Here is a 23,569-nt window from a genome sequence, read left to right as displayed (position 1 = left end):
TCTTTCATACGCTGACCAGCTCACGGTGAACCTGAGCCAGAACTTGGGGGAGTTGTTCAACCAGCCGGATTCGCTGGGACCGTCTCGGGCCGAATACCTCGGGGAGCGGGTCGACGCGTGCCGGACCGACACCGATGTAGTAGACCGATACTCCGGCTTCGTCGGCTTCGTCGAGCGAGTGGGCGACATCGGCCCAGGCGTACCGACCCTCGTACCCCTCGTCGGAGATCAGGCCGTCACCGATCACGATGAGTAGACGTCGCTCGCACGGCTGGGCCAGCAGCCGGGTTGTCAGGTGCCGAATGGGAGCACCGAGTCGGGTGTATCCGCCGGTGACCAGGCCGGAACCGCTAGGGATCGCCAAGCGCGGGTCGTCAAAGTCCTTGAGGCAGTTGACCTCGACTCGATGTCGGGTGTTGCCGCTGAACACGAAGACCCCGTGTCGTTCCTTTGTGAGCATCATGGCCCTGGAAAGTGCGTCGGCACAGGCCAATTCCAGATCGAAGACCTCGCCACGACGAATTCCGAGTGACGAGCTGCCGTCGAGTAGCAACGCGGTGGTGACGTCCCTCGACGTGGGCAGCAGTTCCCGGAACACTCGTGGCTCGGCGGCGTCGCCGGTGAGCAGGTCCAGGTGGTGGTTGACGTACGCGTCGACATCGAGATCGGAGCCGTCTTCCATCCGGGTCTTGATCGACCGGTGGGTGTGTTCGGCAAACCATCGTCTGAGATCGGTTGACACCGGCGATCCCGGTGAGCCGGTGCCCCGATGTTTACGCTCCAGCACTGCGACGTGGTCGACGAGGAAAGAGTCCTGCCACGCGTTCCACTCGGGATAGGGGATGCCCACCCGCTGGTCGGGCCGGATCTCGATGTCCTCGTCCTCGGGACGGCTCGGTGGTGGCATGTTCGAATTGCGCACTCCGCCTTCGCCTCCTACCGGAATCGACAGGAGTCGCTGGGCATCGCTACGTGGCGAGGACCACGGCATGCGGCCGTATGTCCGCTTGATCGCGGCCGCCAGACCTCGACCCGGCGGACTCTGCAGCGGCAACTGCCCGAGTAGTGGATGCGGGACGATCGAATCTCTGGAACGGGCCATCACGTCCGCGCGCCGGAGCATCTCGGTGGCGTTGTACGGGTGGTCGGGAATCGGGACGCCGGCCAAGATGCGATTGAGTTCAGGTACCAGACCTGGCCAGTGCTCGGCGATCCATCCGAGCGCGACCTCTGCCTCGACAATGGTCAATGCCGCGAGTTCGCGAGGTGAGAGTTCGTGCAGTGGATAGCGTCCGATGTCTTCTTTGGAGGGTGAACACTGCAGTGCGACACCACAGGTCAGCGTTCTTGTCGTCCAGTCGGTCTGCGGAGGCGGGTAGGGCACCTCGACGATGGTCTGGGTTCGGTCGACTCCGAAGCTTCGACGCACACCCGTCATGAGCCGCGCACCGCTGCGGCGATGTCCCGAGAACGCGACAGCGATCAGGCCGCAGGTACGTTCCAGTGAGAGTGGCGATGGAATCACTGTCACTGTCATATCGGAATCCCTTCCACGCAAGGCTCGTTCGCATCGTCGGGCGCGTTCGTCAAAAGGTTCCGATGTTCTTCATGACCCAGTACCAGAATGCGATGACCGCACCCATTGCGCTCCACGCGACCACCAGTCGCAGAATGTCCAGCCACATTTTCAAGACCCCATCTCGATCTGATGATGGTGTCAGTTCTAGACCAACTCACTGACTTCTGTCAATGAAATGAGTCAATGAGTTGAGTCAGTGAGAGTGATTGGGTCCCGAAACCGGCTGGAGCGTAGGGAACGCCAGTGCGCAGACTGCGTGGATGTCGGTGAGTCAGTACAGGGCTCGGTCAGCGGGGTTCGAGACCCCGCATCACGGTGGCCACGTACTGGTCGAGCGCGCTGGGATCGGGTGGACCGTCGTGACTCACGGTCAGGTAGGCGTAGAGGCCCAAGAAGAAGAAGAGCGCGCTGTGCGCGGGGTCGACGTCGGCGTAGATCTCACCGCGGTCGCGGGCCAGTTCGATTTGGGTGACAACCAGTTCGATGACGGACAGGCCTTTGGCGGGTGCGGGATCGAGTTGCGGTCGGGTGGGGGAGAAGTACAGCGCCAGCACATCCCGGAAGAGGTTCTTCCCCAGTCGGCGCTTTGCAGATTTCGTCAGACGAACGGTCTCGGACAAAACCGCGGGCAAGTCTGGAGACTTGGTGATGAAGCGTTCGAGATCTTTTGCCGCTCTGGCAACTTCGTCGTTCTCGATCTCGATGAGCACGTGTTCCTTGCTGGGAAAGTGGAAGTAGAAAGTTCCACGGGCGACACCTGCGTCGGCGACGATCGTGCCGACATCTGCGTCGGCCACACCCCTTCGCTTGAACTCCGCGACCGCGGCGTCGAAGATCCGGCGACGTGTCTCGAGGCGTTGCGCCTCGCGCCCGTTCGGCTTGTCGCTCATCTGCGGCTGGGGTCCCTTCTCTGCGGCGTTGCCATGACCATCATCTGAACGAGTCTAGGTTCCGTGACCGAATTGATCGTCGCCGAATGAGCGCGAGCGTGCGATTCGTGGGAAATTGGCTTGGGAAATCGCGGAGCAACCACATGTTCGAAGCGGTCTCTGCCCACGCCGCGAGGCCCTTCCTCGTCTGGAGGTGTTCGGTTTTGCGCGAACCGGCAGCGTCGATGGCGATGGTTCTCCGAGAGGTGGTTCATCATGGCAGCGCGTATTCGCGGAGTTGACTGCGCTCGTTGCCTGCCTGTGCGGTCCGAGATCGGGGTTCGTTCGATCCTTTCGCGTCGACGACGGGGTCCGTTCCGTGGCCGATGTCGCTCGGTTGGTCGCTCTACTCCGTAGTCCGGGGCTGGGTTCCTGGGATCGGCGTGGTGGCGGCGCTGAGTTGGGCGGGAGCGGGTAGAAGTGCAGATCGGGTTGGGTGGTGCTGGCCTGCGGTGCATACCCGCGCAGGAGTAGCCCGTCGCGGTGAGTGTGCGTCATCCAGCCCAGACTTAGGGCGACCGCGGCAGCCGGTGCCGCGCTCGTTGAAAGTCTGGACTGGTGAGCTGGGAAGACGGTGAAATCCCGGACTTGGTTTTGGCGGAAAGTCTGGACTCGCTTGCAATGAGGCTCTGAACTGCATGTATGTACGTACGAGGCCCTGGACCTCGAATACTCCCTACGACTACTCGTCCATCGGTGAGGCGTGTCGTCAATGCCGCCTCCTCGTTGAACCCCGCCAGCGGAGAGGGGCTGCCCAATCGCGTAGCTCCCTGCGGTTGGCGACGACTCGCCGCAGCAATCGTCGTCGTGGAGTCGGCTTGATCATGTTTGTCTCGTTGCTGGGCCGTATGTCGTCACGACAAAAACCTGGCGCCGCTGGATCACTTTTCGTACCTGCGGCTCTCATGCCTTGTCGGTCACCGATAGTAATTTGGGTGCCGTGCGACTACGTGCCATGGAGCCTTCTCGTGAGCTGGTTGGCGCCCACTGAGACAGGAGAGAGATGGGAAAACGAGCGAAGAATCGTAAGAGGGGACGCCGCAAGAGTTCGGCACGCACCCGTCGAATTGACCCACTGGGCCTTCGGGACCATTCGGCGGCTCCAGACCTTGCCAACTGGGTAGAAGACATAGGTCTTTTCGCTGGATGCGAAACAGCTCTCGACGCGAGACAAATACTACGTGATCAGATCCGTCTTGAGGCTGATGCGATGGCCGCATTTATCGAGGACTCCGACGCGTTCGACGTCATAGAGCTCATGCGAATGCGCGAGCTCCCGCCGGTCCCCGATCCACGGGTCGTCGTTCCCGGTAGCAGTGCGCTGGCCATCGAGCTAGTCGCCGCCTTGCTGCTATCGCGAGACTGTCGGAAGCCCGACCTTCGGCCTCGTAGTGAAACCCGACCACATATGGCGGTCAACGAGCTACACCACCGCGCCGTGCGCCTGGGTCGGCTCGCTCAGGCTAGGCAACTCGCAGAGGTCCGATTCAGCGATGACGTTCTTGCCAGGCTTGCAGCTGAATATCAAGGCTCAGTCGTCACAATCCGTAACATGCAGTATGTCGCCATTCGAGACGCACACGAAGCTCGGCTGTTCGACAACGAACGTGCGGCTGAGTTGATGCGCAAGCACCTCGGGTATACGTATCCAGATGTCGTCGCCGTTCGCTCGGCTATCGCCGCCCTGTCGTCGGAGCGGATGACTGCGCTCAGGGATGGCACCGCAGACATACTGTTGCGCAACCAGAATGTTCCACCGGCAGAGGTACCCGCGGCAGAGGTCGGAGAATTTATGTCGCAGATGGTCTCGTTCATGTTCCTGCCAGGTGACCGTGCGACGTTTACCGCGCACGAAGTCGCTGCCGCAGCAGGTATCAGCGTCGATGTTGCGCTCCCTGTGTTGACGTCGTATTCGCAGTCGTTTGACCAGTCGATCTGTGCTATTGATCGAATCTATGACGTGCTGGTGGGAACCAACCCGTTCCTCGTTACGCCTCTTGTTTCCGACGGAGACGGCAGATTCGTGGCCACTTCAAATGAAGTGGGTAACGATTCTTTGCGCCGAATCTTTGAAAAGGCCCTCACTTCCAACGGCAGGGATTTCAACTCCTACGATAAAAAACTCCGGGTGGTTATGAGCGAGCAGATAGCCATAGATGAACTCACAGCGCTCCTTGATACTCCGCCGGCGCAATCCGGGTTCAAGTACTACGCGCCGCAAGATGCTGGCCAGGTCGCCCTCCTACATTCCGAGTGCTTGGACCTGAATGAGGTGTCCAAACAGGTCGAGGGCGATGGCCTCTTTGTAGTGGACGACGTCGCAATTGTCGTGGAAACCAAAGGTAAGTCCATGGCGGATCAAGCGCGGCGTGGCGACCTCAGGCGGCTTTCGCGTGACCTGGCTGCGACCGTAGGTGATGCCTGCGATCAGGCGAAACGGCTGCAGGAGCTAATTGAGATCAACCGGGGCATATGGCTCGGCGACAAGACCTGGTTGGATCTGTCGCATGTCCGGGAAATCCGTTCGGTAACTGCACTCCTCGATGACGTCGGTCCGCTCGGCACCGCGATCGGTCAACTTCAGGAGGCCGGCGTTGTCAGCATGACCAAGCCGCCCTTGATTATTTCGCTCCACGACCTCGCCACCATTGCGGCGGTCTCTGACAGACCCGCGGAGTTCCTTCACTATCTCAGAATTCGCACAGACAGTCCGGTGACCAAGCACTACTGGGCCCTTGACGAACTCGATTTCTATATGTGCTTCCGGCAAGGTGATCTATGGATAGACGAAAGTAACGCGACTGGCATCAATATGATTGGCGACGAGTGTGCCGACCTCACTATTTGGATGGACCGACACCATCTTCCCGATGGAGAATCGGCGGAGAAACCGCCGTACAACGGTGTTCCCGCGATGCTCGAACTCATCGATGCCATCACTGCCCTGCACCTCCCTGGGTGGATGCGGTGCGGTGCCGATCTCTTGTCATTGGCTGGGAAAATACAACAACAAGTTCTCGACTACATCACGGAGCTTGTCGACCGCGCTGAAGCCGATAGCGCCTACCACCATTGTGTCTTCTCGTTCGATGGCGCTTGGGGCCGGCCAGCGTTTTTCCTCGCAATCTGCCCTGAGGCCGGAGAAGGCATCGGGGATGCGGAAGCGAGGCTCAACGCATACATAACAGAAGAGGCGCCACAGATCGGAGCAGAGCGAGCGTACGGATTGATTTTCGACAATCAACAGGAGCTCAAACAACAGCTCTACCTGCGTTAGATTCGTCTGCACAGAGGCGCTGAGATTGCGGCTGGAGCCTGGTCAGCGAGGATTCGCTATGTTCGCGCCTACATTGGAAATCTCAGCTCTCAAGCAAAACTTCGATTGAGGTGGACAGGGCGCCGTTGCCGAGCGGCTCAATCGCGTTGGAATGGATTCGCCTTCACTCACACGAGCGCGTTCTCGAGGTCAACCTTGTTGCGCAAACTGGCGATTTGCCCTCCCCAATCGTTCGTCCGGAACGCCCACTGGCCGGTGACCACGCTGGGGGACTCCGAGACTGGTGCCGGCCACGTCTCTGCGCGCCGACGATTTCGATTCCTACTTCGTCGAGCGCCGGCGACGACTGTGCGACTTAGAGGAGAATGCGATGGGTAAGGCAGCGCCGCGAGATGTGGGCCGCGGTGCAGCGGAGGACTCGACGCAGTTCGAAATCGCCGAGATCGAGGAGCTGCCGAACGAAGCGGAGCAGCGGGTTGTTCTTGTAGAGGTCAAGTTGAAAGAAACAGCTTTGGGTATCGGCAATCGGCACTATGAACTCCTATCTGTCACCGGAGGCCATGTCGGGCCGGTTACGGGCGTAGTCCACATGCCGCTGAGCGGAGGCGTGCAGGCCCTCTACGGCCGCAACGGCGCGGGCAAGACGCAGTTGCTACGCATCGTGGAGTCAGCCGTGAGCGACGCGGCGTTTTCTCACCAGCCTCAGGAGGTTGTGGACATCCTTCATTACCTGCCGCGACAGAGTTTTGCCCACCTTCACCTCAGGCTCGTCGATGTCGCTGACCGTCACTACAACTCCAGCCCCCTTCTGGCCGCCATTGCGAAAGGTGCAAAGAGGGCTGCCCAAGCAGTGTTGGGCAAGAAAGCGGAGGAAACCCGCAAGGAAGCAGACCCCCACGACTCGTATGCTCACAAGAGCCCGGAAACTCTCTTGGATCTGATCGAAAACCTGCTAGCGCAAACCTTTAACTCCGAAGCGGACAACGACGTCTACTACCGACTCACCGAGTTCACCCACCAGGGCCGACTTTCCCTCGTCGCGACCGGGACCACCGGCGCGCCGCGGTGGCGGGTCTGGCTTGCGTACCATCCCAGACCCGAAGAGCTTCGTCGGGTCCGGATCGGGGTGGACTCGCCAGATGAGTTGCCCGAGTTGGACTTGGAAGACGAAGATTGGTATCGGCCGAACGCCGCGGAGCCTATCCTTGGTCGTCCGCCAAGAAGACACGGAAGTGGGGCCTACGACGGCGGAGTGCGCGCTGTCGTCGACTATGTAGGCAACACCTTCAACTGGAACAATGACGCGTCGCTTCCGGAGTGGTCTCAGATACCTGTATACGATCTTGGCTTCGAGATCGAGGTGCCTGCTGCGGATCTCGTCGGGGGTACTGAGGACCGTCACTGGACGGGGGCAGGTCCACGCTGGAATCGGCGCTTTACATTGCACGAGCTGAGACGAGCAATCCGAAACTCGGACTGACGGATGAGCGTGGAGAGCTCGGTGACGGCATACGTAACGAGGTTGAACGGGTCGGTGAGCGCGCGAATGACACCCTCCGCCAGATCTTCGATCCGGCGCCGCGCCTGTCGTTCAGTGTTGGCGGTCCGTCCGACTGGATCGTGGGAAATGTTCCACATTGGGTACACCAACTTGGTGCGGTGGACACCTCACCGTCAATGGCCGAAAGCCTGTCCGCTGCGGAACTCCGCTGGGCGCAAATTGCTCTCGGGGTCGCGGAAATGAGGTTTCGGCGAACGGCCGACAATCGTCCTCTGCGACGAGCCAGAACAGGGCCTGCATCTGAGTGCCGAACGCAGGCTTCCCGGGGCGCTCGCGTACGTCGCGCGACGTGACGAAGTCGCAGTTCTCATCGCCAGCCATTCGCACTACACACTTGTCGACCCGAAAGTGAGCGTGATTCGGGTTGACAATACTGTCGAGCGCGGCACCTCGCTCGACATTCACAACACGATCAGCCTCATTGACTCGACGTCTCGGCGACGTTCCGAGCAAGAACTCGGCCTGACACCGGCAGAACTCCAGTCGCTGATGAAGGTCGCCGTTGTGGTCGAAGGTCTACACGACGAGGTTGTCTTCTCCCACCTTCTCCGGAAGGAACTGAATGCGGCGGTAGCCGGCATTTTCCCACTCCGTGGCGGCGCGAAGGCTCCGACACTGCTCGAGGCGAAGTTACTGATCGACGGTAGCGCTGTGCCGATTCTGGTCGTCCTGGACAACACCGTCCAGGAGGAGATTGAGCCGATTTGGACTGAAATAGTGAGTCTCGCCGAGGCTGGCGATATGGAGAAGGCGAGAGCACTCGCTGATGAGAAACTCAGGGGTGTTGATGAGCTGACCTATCTTAAGGAATTGGCTCGCGCTGGAATCGAATCTGATGGTCTTGGTCGGGTTAGGTTTTTCGGGGTCAGACGCCCGGATGTCATCTGTTACCTTCCTGAGGATCTAATTCTGAATCGGTGTGCAGCGGACCAGGATTGGGAATGGGACAAGTTAATTGAAGACTTTCTCGGCGCCGAACAGGCCAGAAAAATCCAGCAGGGCAAGAGTTTTCGACCCAGAAGCATCAAGAAGTTTCTGAGTTCACATCCTTCTAGTTCAAATCCGTGTTTCCCTGCTGAGACGAAGTTGGTCAATGAAGCGATTGAGGCTGCGGCAGTAAGAGCGGCTCGGGCCGGTCGAGAACGCCACGAAGATCTCAACGAACTTGCAGCCAAGATCCTCGAACTCTCCTGAAAGCGGATCTACCGGGATATACGTCGGAGGGCGGCTGGGTCGTCTTCACCGTCGTCGGCCACTCCTGGGGTGTCCGTTCGGTACTTCCCGGGAGTGGTACTCGGTGTACTCGTCGTAATTGCTGATCGGAAGACCTGTGGCCGTCGTCGTGCTGACGAATCCACCACGGCTGAGGTGCTTCACGCTGTATGCCCGCTTGCGCCTCTTGTTAGACATTCAGACCAGGCTTTGCGAACTGACCGCCTGCGTAAACGATCAGAATCGCGACTCGCGTCGAGCGCAAAGCCTGGGATCCACTGCAAAACGTGGCCCGACTGATCTGAGATTGACGTCTCTGCCTGTCTGCTCACCCCAGCAGATAGTCAATCAACGCGTTTACTGAACTAAGTGGTGCACGCAAAAATTGGTCGCTCTGTAAGTGGCTACGTTAGGTAGGTGTTTCGCAAGACGTGATGATTGGGGGCTGCGCTCCAGTCGAATGAAGAAAGGCACGACCAGCGGCGATCTGGGCATGGAGAACCTGGGGTGAAACAGTTATGCTGTGTTCGCCGCGTCTTCGGACAATGCTGATGAATGCTCCTTCCACCTTCGGGCCCACTACCGCGCCGTGAACAAGAAATGGCTTAAGCTCTGCAGGCTGCTGGGGAATCCGAAAGGCCAGAACATCTCCACCGTCCGGTTTCTGAAATATGGCGACGCGAAGCCCCACTACTGAGGGATACACACGTTGGTCGATGATTTGATGATGGCGGTGTGCATCTCTGGAAGTAAAGCTGCTCGGAGGTCCGCAATGTACGGTGTCAACGCCATCTACTTTCTTTGACCCCAGACCAACCACGAGGACAGCTGATACGTCGCCGTTAGCGAAGCGTGAGATATCCTGTGCCATCTCAATTTTTCCTGGTTCGGTGGCGAGGTCCCAGTCCTTACTTTTCACTTCGAGCCACTCCGACTCGGGCTGTCCAAAGAGTGCGGCGACTTGACCAGCCTCTAGGAGGTCCCAAGCGGCACTGTCGCCGAGTCTGCCGCCGTCGAGGACTTTCAATAGTGCCTCGATGCTTTGAGCAAGTTCTAGTGCGTCGCCGACGGTGCGTCCACGCAAGTTTAGGTTAACATCGATCGCCCACGGGTAATTTCCTCCCGCGAACCCTGCGGATTCTGCGACGGAACAATGGGCCAGACTAGCCTTCGCCCGCGAGAGCATTGGCCTAATAGCTACGCCAACCGATTGAGCATCGATGCTTCTGTTCGTCAACTCGACATCAATTCGCAGTCTCAATTCGTCATCGACGAGAACAAGACTAGCGGGGTGGATTGGAGAGTGCTTTCCGTCGAACACGTTCTCTGTTGCGTCGGCAATTAGTAGTGAGCCCGAGTCGACTGGGAGGTCTGGCCACTCTATGCCTCTCGACTCGCCATGAACAGTGCCATGATCTGCTGCTGCCGCCAATGCCCGACGCAGTGACGAGAGGCTAATTCCCTCTGCGACCTCGAGTGGCACGAAGAAACCGCTCGACGTGTAGCGGTGAACAGACCATCCTTGCGTCCAGTCCTTCGACTCGGTGCCATCGAGATACAATCGACGTTTGGATCGAACGTAACGAACTTGGCGGATGGATGACTGGGATTTCGTCATAGCGAGTGAGCTAGCAACACGAACGCTGGGCGTGAAGTAAATAAAGATGCATCTCCGGTTGTTTTCGCAGCGACATCGTGGGTCGGTTCACATACAGAACTTACTCTCTCCTGCCGGGTGAAGCTACCGGACACGGGTCACCGACGGTCGCCCTCTCAGCTGCGGCGGCGCGCTGTCGCTCTTGAGCGTTGGCGAGCACCCGCTGCGCGTCGAGTCGTTCGATGAGTTCGCGACCTCCTCCTGCGATGAGTATGTCTCTTGGGCTACGGCAGGGTCCCGTCGCCGTGCGAAGCCCTGGCCATCAGGCCGGTTACGCGTCGACACTGTAGGCGTAGACGTAGTCCTGCGCGCCGAGGTGTTCGTAGACGCGGGTGGTCGTGACGCGGTTCCAGTGGTGGCCGAGTAGGACGGCAAGTCCGAGTGGGCCGATGAGGAATAGATGCAGCGCTTCTGAGCGGGCATTCTGGCGGGCGAGATTTCGAATCTCGACGGCAAGGCTGTTGGCTGCGGCCGGGCTGGTGACGGCACGTGGGCCCACACCAGCCGCAGGGGCCGCGGTAACAATCTGGGCGACGGGTAGTCCTGTCCGCCGGATCCAGTCGGTCACGGCATCGGTTGCGTTGGCGGCAATGTTCACAATGAGCGCCGTCTCCGAGCCAGAGCCTGTTGCGTGCTCATCCACCTGCAGGCGGAAAGTGTTGGTCGCGTCCTCGCTGCTCCACAGTTGATCTCCTTGGCGGATACCGATTTCGTAGCCCAGAACACGCCGAAGTTCGGCTCCGAGCAGGAATCCGGTAGCTTGCCGCATGGATCCGCTAACGAGAATGCGCCGGACGCCGCCGAGTTGTGATGGGACGGTGGAGATGTCGGCGGCGAGATCTGCCCACGTGTGAGGAGTCGCTGGGGCAACCCGGTGCCAGGGCTTCTCGCCGGCGATCCGTTCGACCCAATCGATGCTCACCGCGGCCTGCGCGGCGAGTTCGTCGTGTTTGATGGTCGCAATGGACACGGTCGTCCATGGTGATCCCGACTGGAGGCCCATTGAAGTGATTGCTTGCTTGATGTCGTCGAGGTCGAGTCGGCGGTGACCAGCTCGGACCTGTGCGGCCACCCAGTCTGCACCTTGGCTGACGGCGTTGTCGTCTGATCGCAGGCCATTGGCAGTCATTAAATGACTCACTTCATCGCGTAGGCGCGTCAGGTCGTAGGCGATCGTGAGGTGGAAGTCTTCGAGGAAGGCCATCAGGTTGGCTTCGTCGGTGTTCGCCGCCTCTGCCCAGGCTGCGCGAGCTTTACCCAATGCGGAAGTCGGGCCACCTCGAGCGCCGCGGGGCACCAGTCTGCCGTCGCAGCCTTCGCGTTGTTGCATCAGCAGATCGTTGGGATCGTTTGTGCGATTAGTGGACAATCGCATTTCTACCGGGGTGCCGTCGGCAGCGAGCGTCTTGTGCGCAGCGACCATCTTTCGGAGGATGCCTTCATCGGCCAAGTAGTTCAATCCCACGGCTGTTCGGTTGTCGACGGCGTACTTGACCTGCGTATATGCGTGCGGCGGCCGTAGTCGGTGCTGTACGACGTCATCTCCATTGCCGACGCCGGGCTCCTCGACGCCGACGGCGATTGTGGGGTTGTCGGTCTTACTCGTCAGGTCGTGATGCAACGCTTCCATGCACACCCGCCACACATGGAGCCACTGGTAGTTGTCGCCGGCGATCCTCACACCGGTCGCGCTGGGCATCTTGTTGCCGGCCATTTCTAGGCTCCTCGGGGGTCGGTGGGGAATGTGTTCGGAGATGGATCAAGAGGAAGTGAGCCCGTCAGTCCGATGGTGCAGATGCGCGGGGTGAGGAGGACGATGCGCCTGGCATCAAAGGTGTATTCGTGATCGGTTCTGCGGACGACGATTTGGGTAGGGTTCGGTAACCGTGGGTACTTCAGCGAAATTCGGGCCAACGACGCGAGATCAGTGAGGCTCGGACCGACGTCGTGGGGATGGCTGTGCCAGTCGCCGAGGTATCCGAGTCGTGAGTCAGCCGCCCGTGCGCGCAACACCGCAGCCTGGGTGGTTCCGGCAGGAATCCGATAGTGGGAACGGTCCCTTTCGTTGGTGGGGATCTCGACGATGACGGTGACCCACGGGTGTTCACCGAGGTGCACACCGATCAGGATGCCGCCGGTTTCATAGGGATGGGCACGTGCGGCGGCCGTCGTCATCGCGGTTTGGGCAGTCTCGGTGATCCGCAGTTGAGTGCTGCTGTTCACGGAAGCTCCGCGGAAGCTGTGTGGCGGGGGTCCATTGCGCCCGTCCGGTGAAATGGTGGGTCCATCGTTCGGAGCACTGTGATGCGCTCATCGGGTCGTTCGCGTCTCTCAGTCAACAAATCGACTGCGGCGAAAGCGATGTCGGCCGCAGTGGTCAGGACAGCTAGCGGTGGGGCGTTATTCACGGGAGCGGTGCAGCCGAGTTCGAGGAAGCCTGCTGAACCGATTGCTTGGTCGTCTGGTGGTAGGGAGTGATAACGCGTGTCGGTTGAGCGTGCCGCGATCGGGGTGTCGCCGACGGCTTGCCGTTGGACGCGAGCCAGCGCTCCGTGGTGGAACAAGGCGCCGGCGACGAGTGCAACGCCGCGCCGGCGGCATGTTTCGGCGAGTGCGGCCGTCATCGGCAAAACCCCGGTGCAGTCGATGACTAGATCGACTCCGTCGATCGCTTCAATCAATCCAACCGGGTCGTAAGGCAGGTCGGGGTGATGGGTCAGGTCAGTCCATGGTGCGTGTTGCTCGACGGCCACTGCTACCGCCTCGGTCTTGCGGTAGCCCACGTACTGGCGCGGACCGACGTGGCGGACGAGGTTGGTGCTGGTCAGGAAATCGCTGTCGTGCAAGCGGATTGTGCCCACGCCGCTGCATGCGACTGCGGCCGCGACATGTCCGCCGACGGAACCGGCGCCAGCTATCAAAACTGTCTTTGTGGAGAGCCGATCTGCGTCGGGGCCGGCGCGTCGTCGCAACGCATGTGCGTCACTAGAGGTGGCAGCCAGAGCCTCCGTACACAACGTGTCTCCATCGCCCGAGATGGAGAGCGCGACAGCATCGTAGTCGTCTCCGTGACGTGGCCAGGCGAGCACAATGAAGTCATGCCCGCCGCTGGGCTCGGGAAACGCCATCGGGGATCTGTTGGCCAGTCCGCGTGTGAGTTTGTTGCGTTGGCGGCGGGTCAGTGCATCACGGACCTCGTCGAGGTTGGCCGGCGGCACCGCGAGATGCCTGCGGAGGTAGAACGCGCCGCTGAGGATGGGCTTGCCGCTGGTGCGTCGGTCCGGGGCGTTGCCGTACTCGATAAGCAGTGCATTGCCTTGGATGAATCCAAAGACGTCCGCCGTATAACCATTGGTGCCACGGTCGATCAAGTCTTGCAGCGGTAGTTCGGCTCGATAATTGCTCTGTTCCTGATACAGGCGGTGTGCGTCGAGTGCTTGGTCTTCGGCGTGGAACCCTTGTTGGGCCGCTGCGGCCCACTGGTCGAGGCGGTCGAACAGTCCTTGCAGGTGACGGCCGGCGATCTGGGCTGGGTCGTCTTCAGCCCACAAGCAGATGGTGCCCTGCGCGTCGTGCTCGGATTGTAGGCCCGGCACGACCACGTGCGCGTAGCGGAGCGGCCACCCTGGGAAGAAATGGATCTGCATCCGGGAGGCCTCTGTAAGGGGCTGCAGGCTCGTTCGAATCGGCCCCGTCCAGTAAAGGCGTTCACCGTCTCTGCTGGGCGAGAAGCCGGCGTTGACCAGCTCTGAGCAGAACCGGTCGAACGCGGCGTCATCGTAGGTATCCAATTGCACGCTTAACGACGCGGGGCAAGCATGGCGAACCCGCGCGGTTGATCACTGCCCAGAGCGTTTACCGCGGTGATGGACCCGACCGGAAATCCTGCTGCATCGCAACCGTCCGGCAGCGGCAAGATCTGCCCGCGATCGTTCGTGCCAAGGATATCGCGCCAAAGTTTGGCGGCACGGCACCGTTCGGCGCCGAGCGCCTCGTTGGCATCGTTGGACAGGCGCTTGAAGGTCTGCCCAGCTGAGGACCACTGCCCAGGGTCGAGCTCGGGCTCTAGCGTTGTGCCGAGGACCGGGTCAATCAATCCTTCGCCCGCGCTATCGATCAGCCGAGTCGCGACGTGTTCGAATGTCGAGGCCAGCAACTGTGCCCACGAAGTTCCTGTGACCAGCCGTTCATTCCACACGTAGTAGGCGGCGATTTCGACGAATAGCCCGCCTGGGCGCTGGTCCCCAAGATGAACATGGCGTGCTTGACGTAGCAGTCGAACGATCGGCCGGTAAGCGTTCACCGCGCCAACGGTCGGACTCCATGATGCGGTAGCCAGTGCGTCCGTGTCGTCGGCGAATTGCACCGGATCGGTCTTGATCCATCGCCCCTCATCGTTATCCCACTTTTCGCGATCGCGGTTGGGGATCCCCCAACGTGTCTCCCATGGCACGGCCGGCACCGCGTCGATGGAAAACGAGACATCGCTGGGTTGGTCGTCAGTGGCCGGGAAGTCGATCTTCAGGGACCGCGCCTGGCGGGTCAGTCGGCCGCCTTCGTCTTCGTCCTTCACGCCGTACTCTTCGGCGAGGACCCGCTCAACGGCGTTGTAGATTTTCTCTGGACTGTGCCGCACAGAGAGGTTGTTGAACCGCAGGAAGACATCGACGTCCTTGCCCGGGTAGCGAGCGGTCTGGCGTGCATAGGATCCGATCAGCCGAGTGTCGATGCCCCAGCCGCTCAGTTCGGTGTCGGCCTCGAGAAGTTCGCGTACTTCGGTGTGTGCGGTGATCGCGCGATCGCGTTTGACCCCGTGGATGCTGACGTTGCGGACCGCCTGCCCGAACTCTTCGCTGAGTGTGTGCATGATTTCCCCGATCTTGAGTTGCAAGGCCAACAGTATGTGCGTTTGGTCCGACATCGCCCGCCGTTGCGACCAATCTCGCGCGCAGGAACGGTTTATGGCAGACCAGGAATCAGGCTTGACCATCCGGGGTCACGCGACTAGGAGTCGGTCAAGTGCTCGAATGGTGCTGCCTAAGAAAATATTTGGGATCTCAGTCAACCGAGATGTGTGGCCCCTGAAACGGACGGTCGAGATCTGGGGCCCTGATATTGAGTCGTTCGGTTCAGATCATCGTGAACTCGGATTGCGTGCGAAAGTGGATTGTGATCGCTCTTTCAGTGAGCGTGCTCGCATCGATCGAGCTCGGTGCGGACCGAAGAAAGTCGTTAGGAATCGCCGGTTATGAGGTGAGCGAGGTCAGAGCTGTGGGCTTCAGCCACTTTGGCATCAGCGGGCCCTGGCGCAAGTGGTCGACCAACTCTCGCGAAGACGGACGCCACAACAGCGCCTCGAGCTGGTCAGCCGACGCAGGATCGGTGAGGTTGAAGTAGATCGCGAGCGCGTCCAGCTATCTGTTCAGTGTCGGGATTTGGAGTGGTGGGGTTCCAGTGTTACCACGCGGCCGCTGTGGCGATCGCCGCGATGCGGAGTACCCCCGATTCGTCGCCTGCGACCAGACGGTCTGCGGGAGTGCGATTATCGAGATCGGCGTTGGGCGTTGTCGCCCACTCAGTCAGGATGACGGCGCTACCGAACAGTGCGAGAAGTTCGCGAAGCGCTGGGAGAGCCGCAGGAGTCGAAGGGTCGAACTGCCACGCGGGGTAGAGCCACTGATCGCCAGATAGCGCAATCAGGTCCCCACCGCTGGCACGGCTGCGAACTTCGGCTTCCGACATCCCGAGGGTCGATGCGGCCTGAGGTTCGGTCAGACTGTTGGCTGCGACGGCTTCGTATGCCGCTGATCTCAATCGCCGGTTCTCGACTTCGGCATCTGCGGACTCGGCCGCGGTTGGTGCGGGACCCCAGAAAGCAGGGTTCAGCTCGACCTGGCGGTCTTCGGGATTACCGTAGTGGTTCATGCTGATCTCCCTCCGTCGGTTACTCAGCGGCCTGGACGCTGGTCCCATTATTGATGAGGTTATGGGCGTGATGCCAGTGCTGATGACCCAGCATCGAGACCTCGTTCGAAGGGGCGTCGAGCATGTTGCCACGGACCTGCGCCAGTGGTCAGCAAGGGCGTTGCCGGAACGCCATACGCAGATATCACCCTCGACGGCGCGTAATGGTGATGGCGACTAGGCGTCGGGTGGCTCGCTGCCGAGGGCTCGACTGGGGTCGTCGAGGTTCTTGTCGACGTCTGCCGCTGGTCTTGGCGGGTTCCGCTTCTCGATTTCGGCGATCGCGGCGAGTCTCGCTAGCTGGGCAGACGCGGCCTCATACATCTCAACACCGGTTCTAGTCAGGTACCGGGGGTTACCGCGCCGCCCGCGAACGTGCAGGTTCCTGCCGAGAAAGCCCTCCAGCCGCCCCTCGTGTAACGAAATCAGGGTTTGGCCGAACCCAATCTCTTCGGCCGTTCTCATCTGATGCTGGTTCGCGGTTCGCACGAATCGGTAGATAGCTCGTGCGAGGGCCACGTCGCCGTCAAGGGCTTGGCGTATTAGCGTCTCCGCTGTGATACCTCGATGCGGGTCGAGTAGCTCTAGAACGTAGCTTCCGGGCAGGATGACGGAATCCAGGGTTCGCTGTTCTAGCTCGCTCGCTGAAGGCCGTCGAAACCGGCCAGCTTCGAATATAGGGGTGTAGACGACGGGTTCGTCTCCTAATCCGTTCATTGCCAGCACTCGTTGTGCTTCGTTACGGAGTGCGTCACGTTGTCGCGTGGTGAGTTTGGCGACAAAGCTGATGTACGACTTCACGAACGGGCCGAAGTGCGAGCTTGCGCCGGTGTTACCGAACGGATCTGAGCCAGTGAGTAGTTGCCAGACGAAGCGCGTCGGATGCGGGTGAAGGGTTCCTTTGACGTAGAGGACTGTCGGCGAAGGAAACAGGGTGCGTCGGCGTGCGTAGTCGATTGGTGGCGGATGCGCCCGCAAGTGGTCATGCAGCGATAAGTAGTAATCCAGCGAGTCCGCGGGAATCCCGGATGCCCACAGGGCTTGTAGTTCAATATCGAGGAGATACTCCTTCATTACGATTCCGAAGTGCCGGCGTTGAGACTTGGGTTTGCCGGAATGGCCAAGGGAAGCCAGAGTGATCGTTGCGGTGAGCGCCAGCAGGCTGCGGGCCCGGCAGCCGACTTCGGGATGATGGCCGACCACTTCCGGCCATGCCCGCGCTGGCAGATAGTTGGTCGGCAGGGGTAACACAGGCGCAGTCTGCATTACCTCCGCATGCCATAAGGGTGACGACGACTGGTTCTCTGTCAGTGTCGTCATCGCCCGATGAGCCATAAGGTAGCGGGTGCTCGTAGTGGTGGCCGCTCGTTTGTCGTCGCTGGCAGGCCGGGTGGCACCGTATTGTCGCGCGAACGCTGGCGGAACCCAGGAAAGGTGCTCGATCGCGCGACTCCTTTCCGGTTTCGTGCACGCAATGATGAGAAGCGTCTGAGCAACGACTTGGCTGATTGCACTCCTGCTGGCGACCGGACTGACTGCGATTTCCTCGAGAATGGCAGTCGTGTGTGGGTCCTGACGTCCGTAGGGCACGATTACGGATTCCGAATCTTCGTTTGCTGTTCGGCGACTGGCCGAAAGACTGATGCTCACAATGTCTTTGAACAAGGTTCGTGTGGTTTCCTCGAGTCCCTGAAGCGCGGGCACTAAAACTGTTGGGGACGTACTTGCGCTGTCGATCCATGCCTGGGCCAGCGATACGCGACCGCTAGAACTGACGAAGTGCACGTCGGCGATCCGAATTTCGTCGGCGCATCCCGCTTCTCCGCAGATGGAGTCGCGACGTATCTGAGGCTCAAGGGTCTGAGGCTTCCGCGCGGTCGTCATCCGTGGCTTCGCGCCGCATCTGGGACACGCGTGGAGAAGAACACAGTGATGGGTCAGGCAGACGACGCTGGTTTGCAGATACCACCGGAGGCTCCACCGATCACCGGAGTCGCGAAGGCACAGCGGGCAGAACTTACTGGCGTATCCGGTAGTCAATGCCGGGACAAGTTGTCCGGTGGCGGGTTCCCCCAGCGTTCGTCCGTATCGGTGCAGCGTTGCGTTGCGAATCGATTCAGTGGGCGCACCCGTGGCGGCGGCAACCTTGTCCGCGAAATCGTCGGTGACACCGGTGGAGAAACCGGAGAAACGGCGACCAGGTTCGATTCCGCAGGCAAGTAGGACATCGCGGACCGTGCATCGAAAAAGTCTCGCCAGATACTCAAGCCAGGAGTCTAGCGACTCGTCCGGGAGCGGCTGGTCTGTGAGCGGGAACCTAACCACGGTCGATCTCCTCGTCGCTCATGCCGGTCACGGCATAGACGTGTGCGCGTGAGGGTGAGAGGCCCATGTTGGCTGCGAGGGAGGCGATTCGGGCGATGAGTTTGAGTCCGCGCCCGGTACGGCCTCCTGACCGTACGTTGATCTGCTTTAGCGCGGTGATCGTGCGGAGATGCTTCGGGTCGAACCCTTCGATTCTGTCTAGCTGGTCGATCATCGAAAGCATGCGCTCGATGAAGCGATCGTCGGGTTGCTTCCGATCGCCGGAGGGTAGTGGCCGCATCGGAAAGTACTGCATGCGCAGTCGAAGTTGCTCGACTGCGGAGTACTGAGACCGCTGAAACGCACCTTCGGTGAGTACTTTTGAGCCGGATTGCTCTCGGCCTGAACGTGGCGCGACGGTTTCGGATGGAACGTGGAGCAGTGCGCTTTGTTGAAGGCCTGCGCCCACGAACACGAAGTTTGCAGGTAGTGCCGTCATGATGTCCTTCAGGTGGTCGGTGAGCGCGCGGGTTCCGCTGCTGCGTTTGATGAAATGTGCGTCGTCGACGACGATGAGCAGCGTGCCGACGTTGCGCATCGCTGCTTCGAGGCAATCGAGCGCTGCGGCGAAGCCGCCGCGACTTGGTAGTGGGACTCCGATGAACCGTGCGATCTTGTCGAGCAGTGTCCGTGCGAGTTTTCCGTCACCCAGGTTGCCAGAGATGATCACGACTGGAATGTGTTCGAAGGGAGCAGCGACGTCGTCCGCCTGGTTGTCGCAGAGCCAGTCGTGAATCCGCAACGCGGCTGCTGTCACCGCGAGAGTCTTGCCTACAAGTGGCGGACCATCGATCGCCAGCCACTGTCGTGCACCGTTGACCGACGATCCGTTTTCGATGAGTAGGTTCACCATGATCTGATGGAGGTCAGTCACGTCGCTGGTCTCAATAGGTCCGATCTTCCTGATCCAATTCGCGACGAGCGCGGGGTTGTCCGAAAGGGCGCAGGGAGGAGGCGGCATCTCGTCGATGCGGCGAACGAACTTGACGAGGTCGAAGCGGTCGTAGACGTTGAGCGGGCGCATGACTCGTTGTGTGGTCATCAGTCTTCCTCCGAGACATAGACTTTGGCCATCTCGAAGTCATCGATCTCGTAGATGGACACGTCCACGGGGAACGCTTTCGTTCGCTTGTCCTCGGACACGATCGGCCTTTTGGCGTTGGGAGTGCCCTCCGGAGACTGCAGCGCGGTCTGCAGTTTGGCCCGGTCATGCGCCCATTTGCCCGGTTCTGCCTCGATGATGCGATTACAGAAGTGGACGAAGGCTGACTGCGCGTTGAGCTTTTCGTCGGGTGAGAACTTCTTCTGACGGAGTTCAAACATATAGTCCGCCATCAAGATGTCACTGAATGGTTCGACTGCGGTGCCGTCGTCGTGAATCGCCTGCAACTCGCACCATTTTTCACGTTCGGTGGAGTAGAAGAAGGTTCGTGACTTGTCGGCGGGGTCGAAGTGGATGCGTACGGTCTTTTCGTATTTGCCCGACGGGTTCGTTTCGCGGGTGATGTAGTTCAGTTCGGGGCTGGCGTACTTAAGGCCGTCGTGCCGGACCACACCCGAATCTACGGCGGCAACCGCAGATTCGAGGAGGCCGAACACATCGTCAGCATGGATTCGCGTCTCAACCCAACCTCCACGTGCGAGCGCGCGTGCGTACGCTTGCGCCGGCGATAGAAGAGTGGTCTCGTGCGGGTCGGCCGGCAACCCGGTGTGTGGCAGATACGGATGGAACGTATGGGCGAACTCCTGCACGATGCGTGAGGCGGCGCGAAAGCTAATCGCTGCCTTGACTTCGCTGCCCCGCTTATGTGAGCTATTGCCCACATACCCGGCGAACCACTGCTGCATAAGGTCAAGCGAGGCGTTCGCCGATTCAACTTGCCCCTTGTCGGAGCCGGTACGGGATCGGCATCCTTCGATGTCGATCCCGAACCGCAGTGCGAGGTCGATGATGGACACTCCCACCATCTCGCCCCCGTTGTCCACAACAACGGAACCGATTTCGTCGCTTTGGTGGACGACAAGCTGTTCGGGAATGCCCAGTGCTATCAGGTGATCGCGTTCAATGTCGGGTAGTACGATGGGACGCATCATCTCGAACAACAGAAGCTTGACATCACGGGTTGTGGGTCGGCCCGCGCACAGGCGGGTATGAAAGAGTTTTGTCGCGCAGCAGGTTGCAACGAGGACGTGTGGGCGAAACGATCCGCCGCTATCGTGGTCGAAGACCTCGATGTTCAGTGGTGTTCCATCGACTTCGACTCGCTTGAGCGGTCGCGAAGGCCTTGGTCGCCGATGGCCGGAGATGTTGCGCGACTCTTTGTTTCGTCGTTGGACCGCGCTGTCCTGTGGGATTCCCCTCTGGTACAACTTGATGAGATTCTTTAGACGCCGCGCGGTCAGTGCTGGGTCTATGACATCGGCGTTGTCGAGCGCGACACGGACTGCGACGATCTTGGCGTCTAGGTTGGTGCTCGATTTTCTCTCGCTGTTGAGAATGGCGACCGTAGCGGAGATGAGGTCAAGAATGTTGTCCTTGATTCCGATCCGGGGGTCGCTAGGTACCGGAATGCCGCCGGGTGCCAATGCGGCAACGTTGCCTTTGGTCGCCAGGTAGGTCTGCCGAAGTTCGAAGAGGGTTGATCGACTGTAACCCCGGATGCCTTTGAGGTCTGCGATCTTGACGTTCATCCGCATGTCGATGTCATATCGGGCAGGGTCGAACCGGCGGTCACAGGTTTTTGGATTGAACGGCTCTCCAGTTTTGTTGCCACACAGGACTTCGCGGATATGCGAGGCTCGTTCGAAAGCTGTTGCGCGATTCTTCGGCGATAGTAGCTCGAGTGATGTCTTCATGTCAGCGTCCGGCTCCCGCGCTGGAGTTACCCAGTGCGAGTGTCCCGAAATGGCCTGCAGTAGCGGAACTTCGCACATCTCCCCGGTCTTGTCATTGCTGAGTATGGCCATCGATGGGAACTTGTCCGCGTTGACGGCGACCATGGTGTGTGAGGTGCCGTTGTAAACCCAGCTGGCACTGGCCCGAAAGAGGCGTGAGGTCTCAGGCATTGGACGACCTCCAGGTCAGGCGACTGCGCATGGAGATCGGTTCAGAGAGTTTGATGTCGGCGTGGCACTGCGCGACGACACGAATCGCCCGGCTCAGTCCGACAGGGCCTCCGCCGGCCGCTTCGGACAGCCACATCATGGTGGCGGGCCGGGATTTGTCCACATCCGGCCACCAGGCCTCTGCTGTGACTGGGTTTCGCCATCGACGCATCGCCAACACCGACAGGTTCGCTCTGCGCTCAGGCTTCATGTCCGTGAAGATCTCGTAGTCGGTGCCGGCCTGGCGGCAGGTCTCGCGCATCAGACGGTCCATGACACGACCGGTGAAGGTGTCCATACCACCGGAATATCGGATGTCGGCGAACCAGTGATGGTGGTCGATGTCCTGCCCTAGCACATCGGGTATGTGGATCAGTGTTTTTGAGCCGTACTGCCATCGCACGACCGCAGGCTGCCCGATGTACCCCCAGTGTTGTGCACGTCGATCGAACTGACGAAGCCAGGCGGCTTCGAGTAGCGACTCGGCCAGCACCAAGTGCGGCAGTCCGTCGAATTGTGTTGCATGATAGGCAAATTTGGATCGCGCTTTGTTGTGTGTGCCGATTCTTCGCACGGGATGCAGAAGTGCAAGCTCGACGTCGCCGAGATCTGTGAATGGGTTCTCGAGGACGTGCTTTCCGTCCCAAAGGAGCAACGTCGCGGAGGAGGCCAACTCGTTGATCGCCTCGTCGTCTTTCAGCACGCGTTCCGCATCGTCGCGGCGCATCTGGTTGCCGAACAGTGTGCGCAGGTCAGCCTCCATCCGGCGCGTTCCTCGACGTGCGGGGACGCGGGGTGGTGTGGGGCGCTGAGTAGTCATGCCAGCCCTCCCTGAATGCGGGTGAAGGGTGAGGGAGGCATCGGTGGAAAAGGGTGCACAAAACTAGGCATGGGGTATATCCTTCGAATTAGCTGGTTGGTCCACGCGCTTGCGTGGTGAAGCAGTAAGCCGGGTGGCAGCCCGGCTTTCTGTGTATCTGGCCCCGAAAGTGACATGGCTCTATGGCGCGAGATCATCACAGGGACAAGAGATATGGGCGGTCCACGCGCCAGCTGCTGCGCACGCTCGGGATGCCGATGACTGGCGGGTCGCTGGGGGAACCGCGGCGGTCGGGGTGCTGCAAGATGAGGAGGACCCGTGCGCCAACCGACTGCGCTACCGGGGGACGCGAAAGCAACGCAAGCCAGCGACCGGGGATGACAACGCACGGATCGGGACCTGACCACTACTTGCGAACCTTTCCGGTCGTAGGGCTCTCAAGGCTCCGATGTCATGGATATTAGCGCTCGCGTGGCTCTCTCGCGTCGGTATCCAGAGTTAGCGATCGCAATGGATACAACGGAACTGCCGCCAGCACAACCGAACCCCAGCATCGCTTGGTAGTCGTTTGGCTAACCCTGACCGCAGGGAGATGGCCCTTTTTGGGACGGAACGAATCTTGACCTCACGCCAGCCGACCGTGCGGTGAGAGATCCGAAGTCCACCCCAGCGGGTGCATGAGCGGGCCGATGTCGGCGAAAACGTGTGTCTCGGGTGGCTACCGATAACCCGTCGACGAGATGCCAGTCCATTCCGCCGACTCGAACAACCACCTCGCGTGGCCGATCTCCGCTTCATGGACTCGATCACTGCACCGGCGAACGTATTGAACGCGGGCTGGCCGAGAACTGGGCCAGCCCATTCGCCCGAGCACGCTCCAGCAGCGCCGCGCTCTCGGTGAGTTAGTCGCGAATGTGAGTGACGACCACATGAGTACTGGCCTCGTAGTACTTGCCAGCGAACAGGTCGTTGATCTTGGCGATGACCTTCTCGAAGTAAACCAGATTTTGGATCTCGCACGACGCCGCGGCCGGTACGAGGCCATCTTGTACTGCACCGCGGCGTTACGGGGGTTGATGGCGACCATCGTCTTGTTCTTGC

15 protein-coding genes and 1 pseudogene are annotated in these 23,569 nt (G+C 60.2%); 3 read left to right on the top strand and 13 right to left on the bottom strand.

Translation table 11 applies throughout. The features are described 5' to 3' along the window. Positions 1–4: 4 nt before the first annotated feature. Both VIQ49_RS09275 and VIQ49_RS09270 read right to left on the bottom strand, forming a co-directional pair. The gene (locus tag VIQ49_RS09275; RefSeq protein WP_331883562.1) at positions 5–1,537 is read right to left on the bottom strand and encodes a nitric oxide reductase activation protein NorD; all 1,533 of its coding nucleotides are present in this window, start codon (positions 1,535–1,537) and stop codon (positions 5–7) included. A 329-nt stretch (positions 1,538–1,866) separates the two neighbouring features. Next, positions 1,867–2,469 (bottom strand): TetR/AcrR family transcriptional regulator, encoded by a 603-nt coding sequence (locus tag VIQ49_RS09270; RefSeq protein ID WP_331883559.1) that lies wholly within the window; start codon positions 2,467–2,469, stop codon positions 1,867–1,869. Positions 2,470–3,718: 1,249 nt separating this feature from the next. Here VIQ49_RS09270 and VIQ49_RS09265 point away from each other — a divergent pair. The 3 genes from VIQ49_RS09265 (at position 3,719) to VIQ49_RS09255 (ending at position 8,540) form a co-directional block, all read left to right on the top strand. Continuing rightward, positions 3,719–5,785: a hypothetical protein gene (locus VIQ49_RS09265; RefSeq protein WP_331883556.1), complete on the top strand. Its 2,067-nt coding sequence runs from the start codon at positions 3,719–3,721 to the stop codon at positions 5,783–5,785. A 283-nt stretch (positions 5,786–6,068) separates the two neighbouring features. Beyond that, complete coding sequence (locus VIQ49_RS09260; protein ID WP_331883554.1) at positions 6,069–7,265, top strand: hypothetical protein; 1,197 nt, start codon at positions 6,069–6,071, stop codon at positions 7,263–7,265. Positions 7,266–7,694: 429 nt separating this feature from the next. After that, entirely contained in the window at positions 7,695–8,540 is an 846-nt protein-coding gene (locus VIQ49_RS09255; RefSeq protein WP_331883551.1) for a hypothetical protein, read from the top strand. Positions 8,541–8,967: 427 nt separating this feature from the next. Here VIQ49_RS09255 and VIQ49_RS09250 read toward each other — a convergent pair whose 3' ends face one another. The 11 genes and pseudogenes from VIQ49_RS09250 to VIQ49_RS09205 form a co-directional block, all read right to left on the bottom strand. Continuing rightward, the gene (locus tag VIQ49_RS09250; RefSeq protein WP_331883549.1) at positions 8,968–10,041 is read right to left on the bottom strand and encodes a hypothetical protein; all 1,074 of its coding nucleotides are present in this window, start codon (positions 10,039–10,041) and stop codon (positions 8,968–8,970) included. 445 nt (positions 10,042–10,486) lie between these two features. Beyond that, complete coding sequence (locus VIQ49_RS09245; RefSeq protein WP_331883547.1) at positions 10,487–11,929, bottom strand: SAVED domain-containing protein; 1,443 nt, start codon at positions 11,927–11,929, stop codon at positions 10,487–10,489. Between the two features lie 2 nt (positions 11,930–11,931). After that, on the bottom strand, positions 11,932–12,438 hold the full coding sequence (locus tag VIQ49_RS09240) for a Mov34/MPN/PAD-1 family protein (protein ID WP_331883544.1): 507 nt from the start codon (positions 12,436–12,438) through the stop codon (positions 11,932–11,934). Continuing rightward, on the bottom strand, positions 12,435–13,862 hold the full coding sequence (locus VIQ49_RS09235) for a ThiF family adenylyltransferase (protein WP_331883542.1): 1,428 nt from the start codon (positions 13,860–13,862) through the stop codon (positions 12,435–12,437). Before VIQ49_RS09235 ends, VIQ49_RS09240 begins: the two co-directional genes overlap by 4 nt. A gap of 152 nt (positions 13,863–14,014) precedes the next feature. Further along, positions 14,015–15,106, bottom strand: a complete 1,092-nt coding sequence (locus VIQ49_RS09230; protein ID WP_331883539.1) for a nucleotidyltransferase — start codon at positions 15,104–15,106, stop codon at positions 14,015–14,017. Positions 15,107–15,672: 566 nt separating this feature from the next. Then, positions 15,673–16,140, bottom strand: a complete 468-nt coding sequence (locus tag VIQ49_RS09225; protein ID WP_331883536.1) for a DNA-binding protein — start codon at positions 16,138–16,140, stop codon at positions 15,673–15,675. Positions 16,141–16,356: 216 nt separating this feature from the next. Continuing rightward, the gene (locus VIQ49_RS09220; protein WP_331883534.1) at positions 16,357–18,063 is read right to left on the bottom strand and encodes a hypothetical protein; all 1,707 of its coding nucleotides are present in this window, start codon (positions 18,061–18,063) and stop codon (positions 16,357–16,359) included. Positions 18,064–18,111: 48 nt separating this feature from the next. After that, positions 18,112–18,504: pseudogene (locus VIQ49_RS28925) on the bottom strand (TniQ family protein); the annotation flags it as partial. Next, entirely contained in the window at positions 18,497–19,585 is a 1,089-nt protein-coding gene (locus tag VIQ49_RS09215) for a hypothetical protein (RefSeq protein ID WP_331883532.1), read from the bottom strand. The gene VIQ49_RS09215 and the pseudogene VIQ49_RS28925, both read right to left, overlap by 8 nt. Continuing rightward, complete coding sequence (locus tag VIQ49_RS09210) at positions 19,585–21,609, bottom strand: transposase (protein WP_331883530.1); 2,025 nt, start codon at positions 21,607–21,609, stop codon at positions 19,585–19,587. The genes VIQ49_RS09215 and VIQ49_RS09210 overlap by 1 nt, the downstream gene beginning before the upstream one ends. Beyond that, positions 21,602–22,468 (bottom strand): hypothetical protein, encoded by an 867-nt coding sequence (locus tag VIQ49_RS09205; protein ID WP_331883527.1) that lies wholly within the window; start codon positions 22,466–22,468, stop codon positions 21,602–21,604. The genes VIQ49_RS09210 and VIQ49_RS09205 overlap by 8 nt, the downstream gene beginning before the upstream one ends. Positions 22,469–23,569: the final 1,101 nt, after the last annotated feature.

It is taken from the genome of Williamsia sp. (genome assembly GCF_036566845.1).
Lineage (GTDB): Bacteria > Actinomycetota > Actinomycetes > Mycobacteriales > Mycobacteriaceae > Williamsia.
Note: the sequence above shows the minus strand (reverse complement) of the source record. Positions and strands in the feature narration are given on the sequence as shown.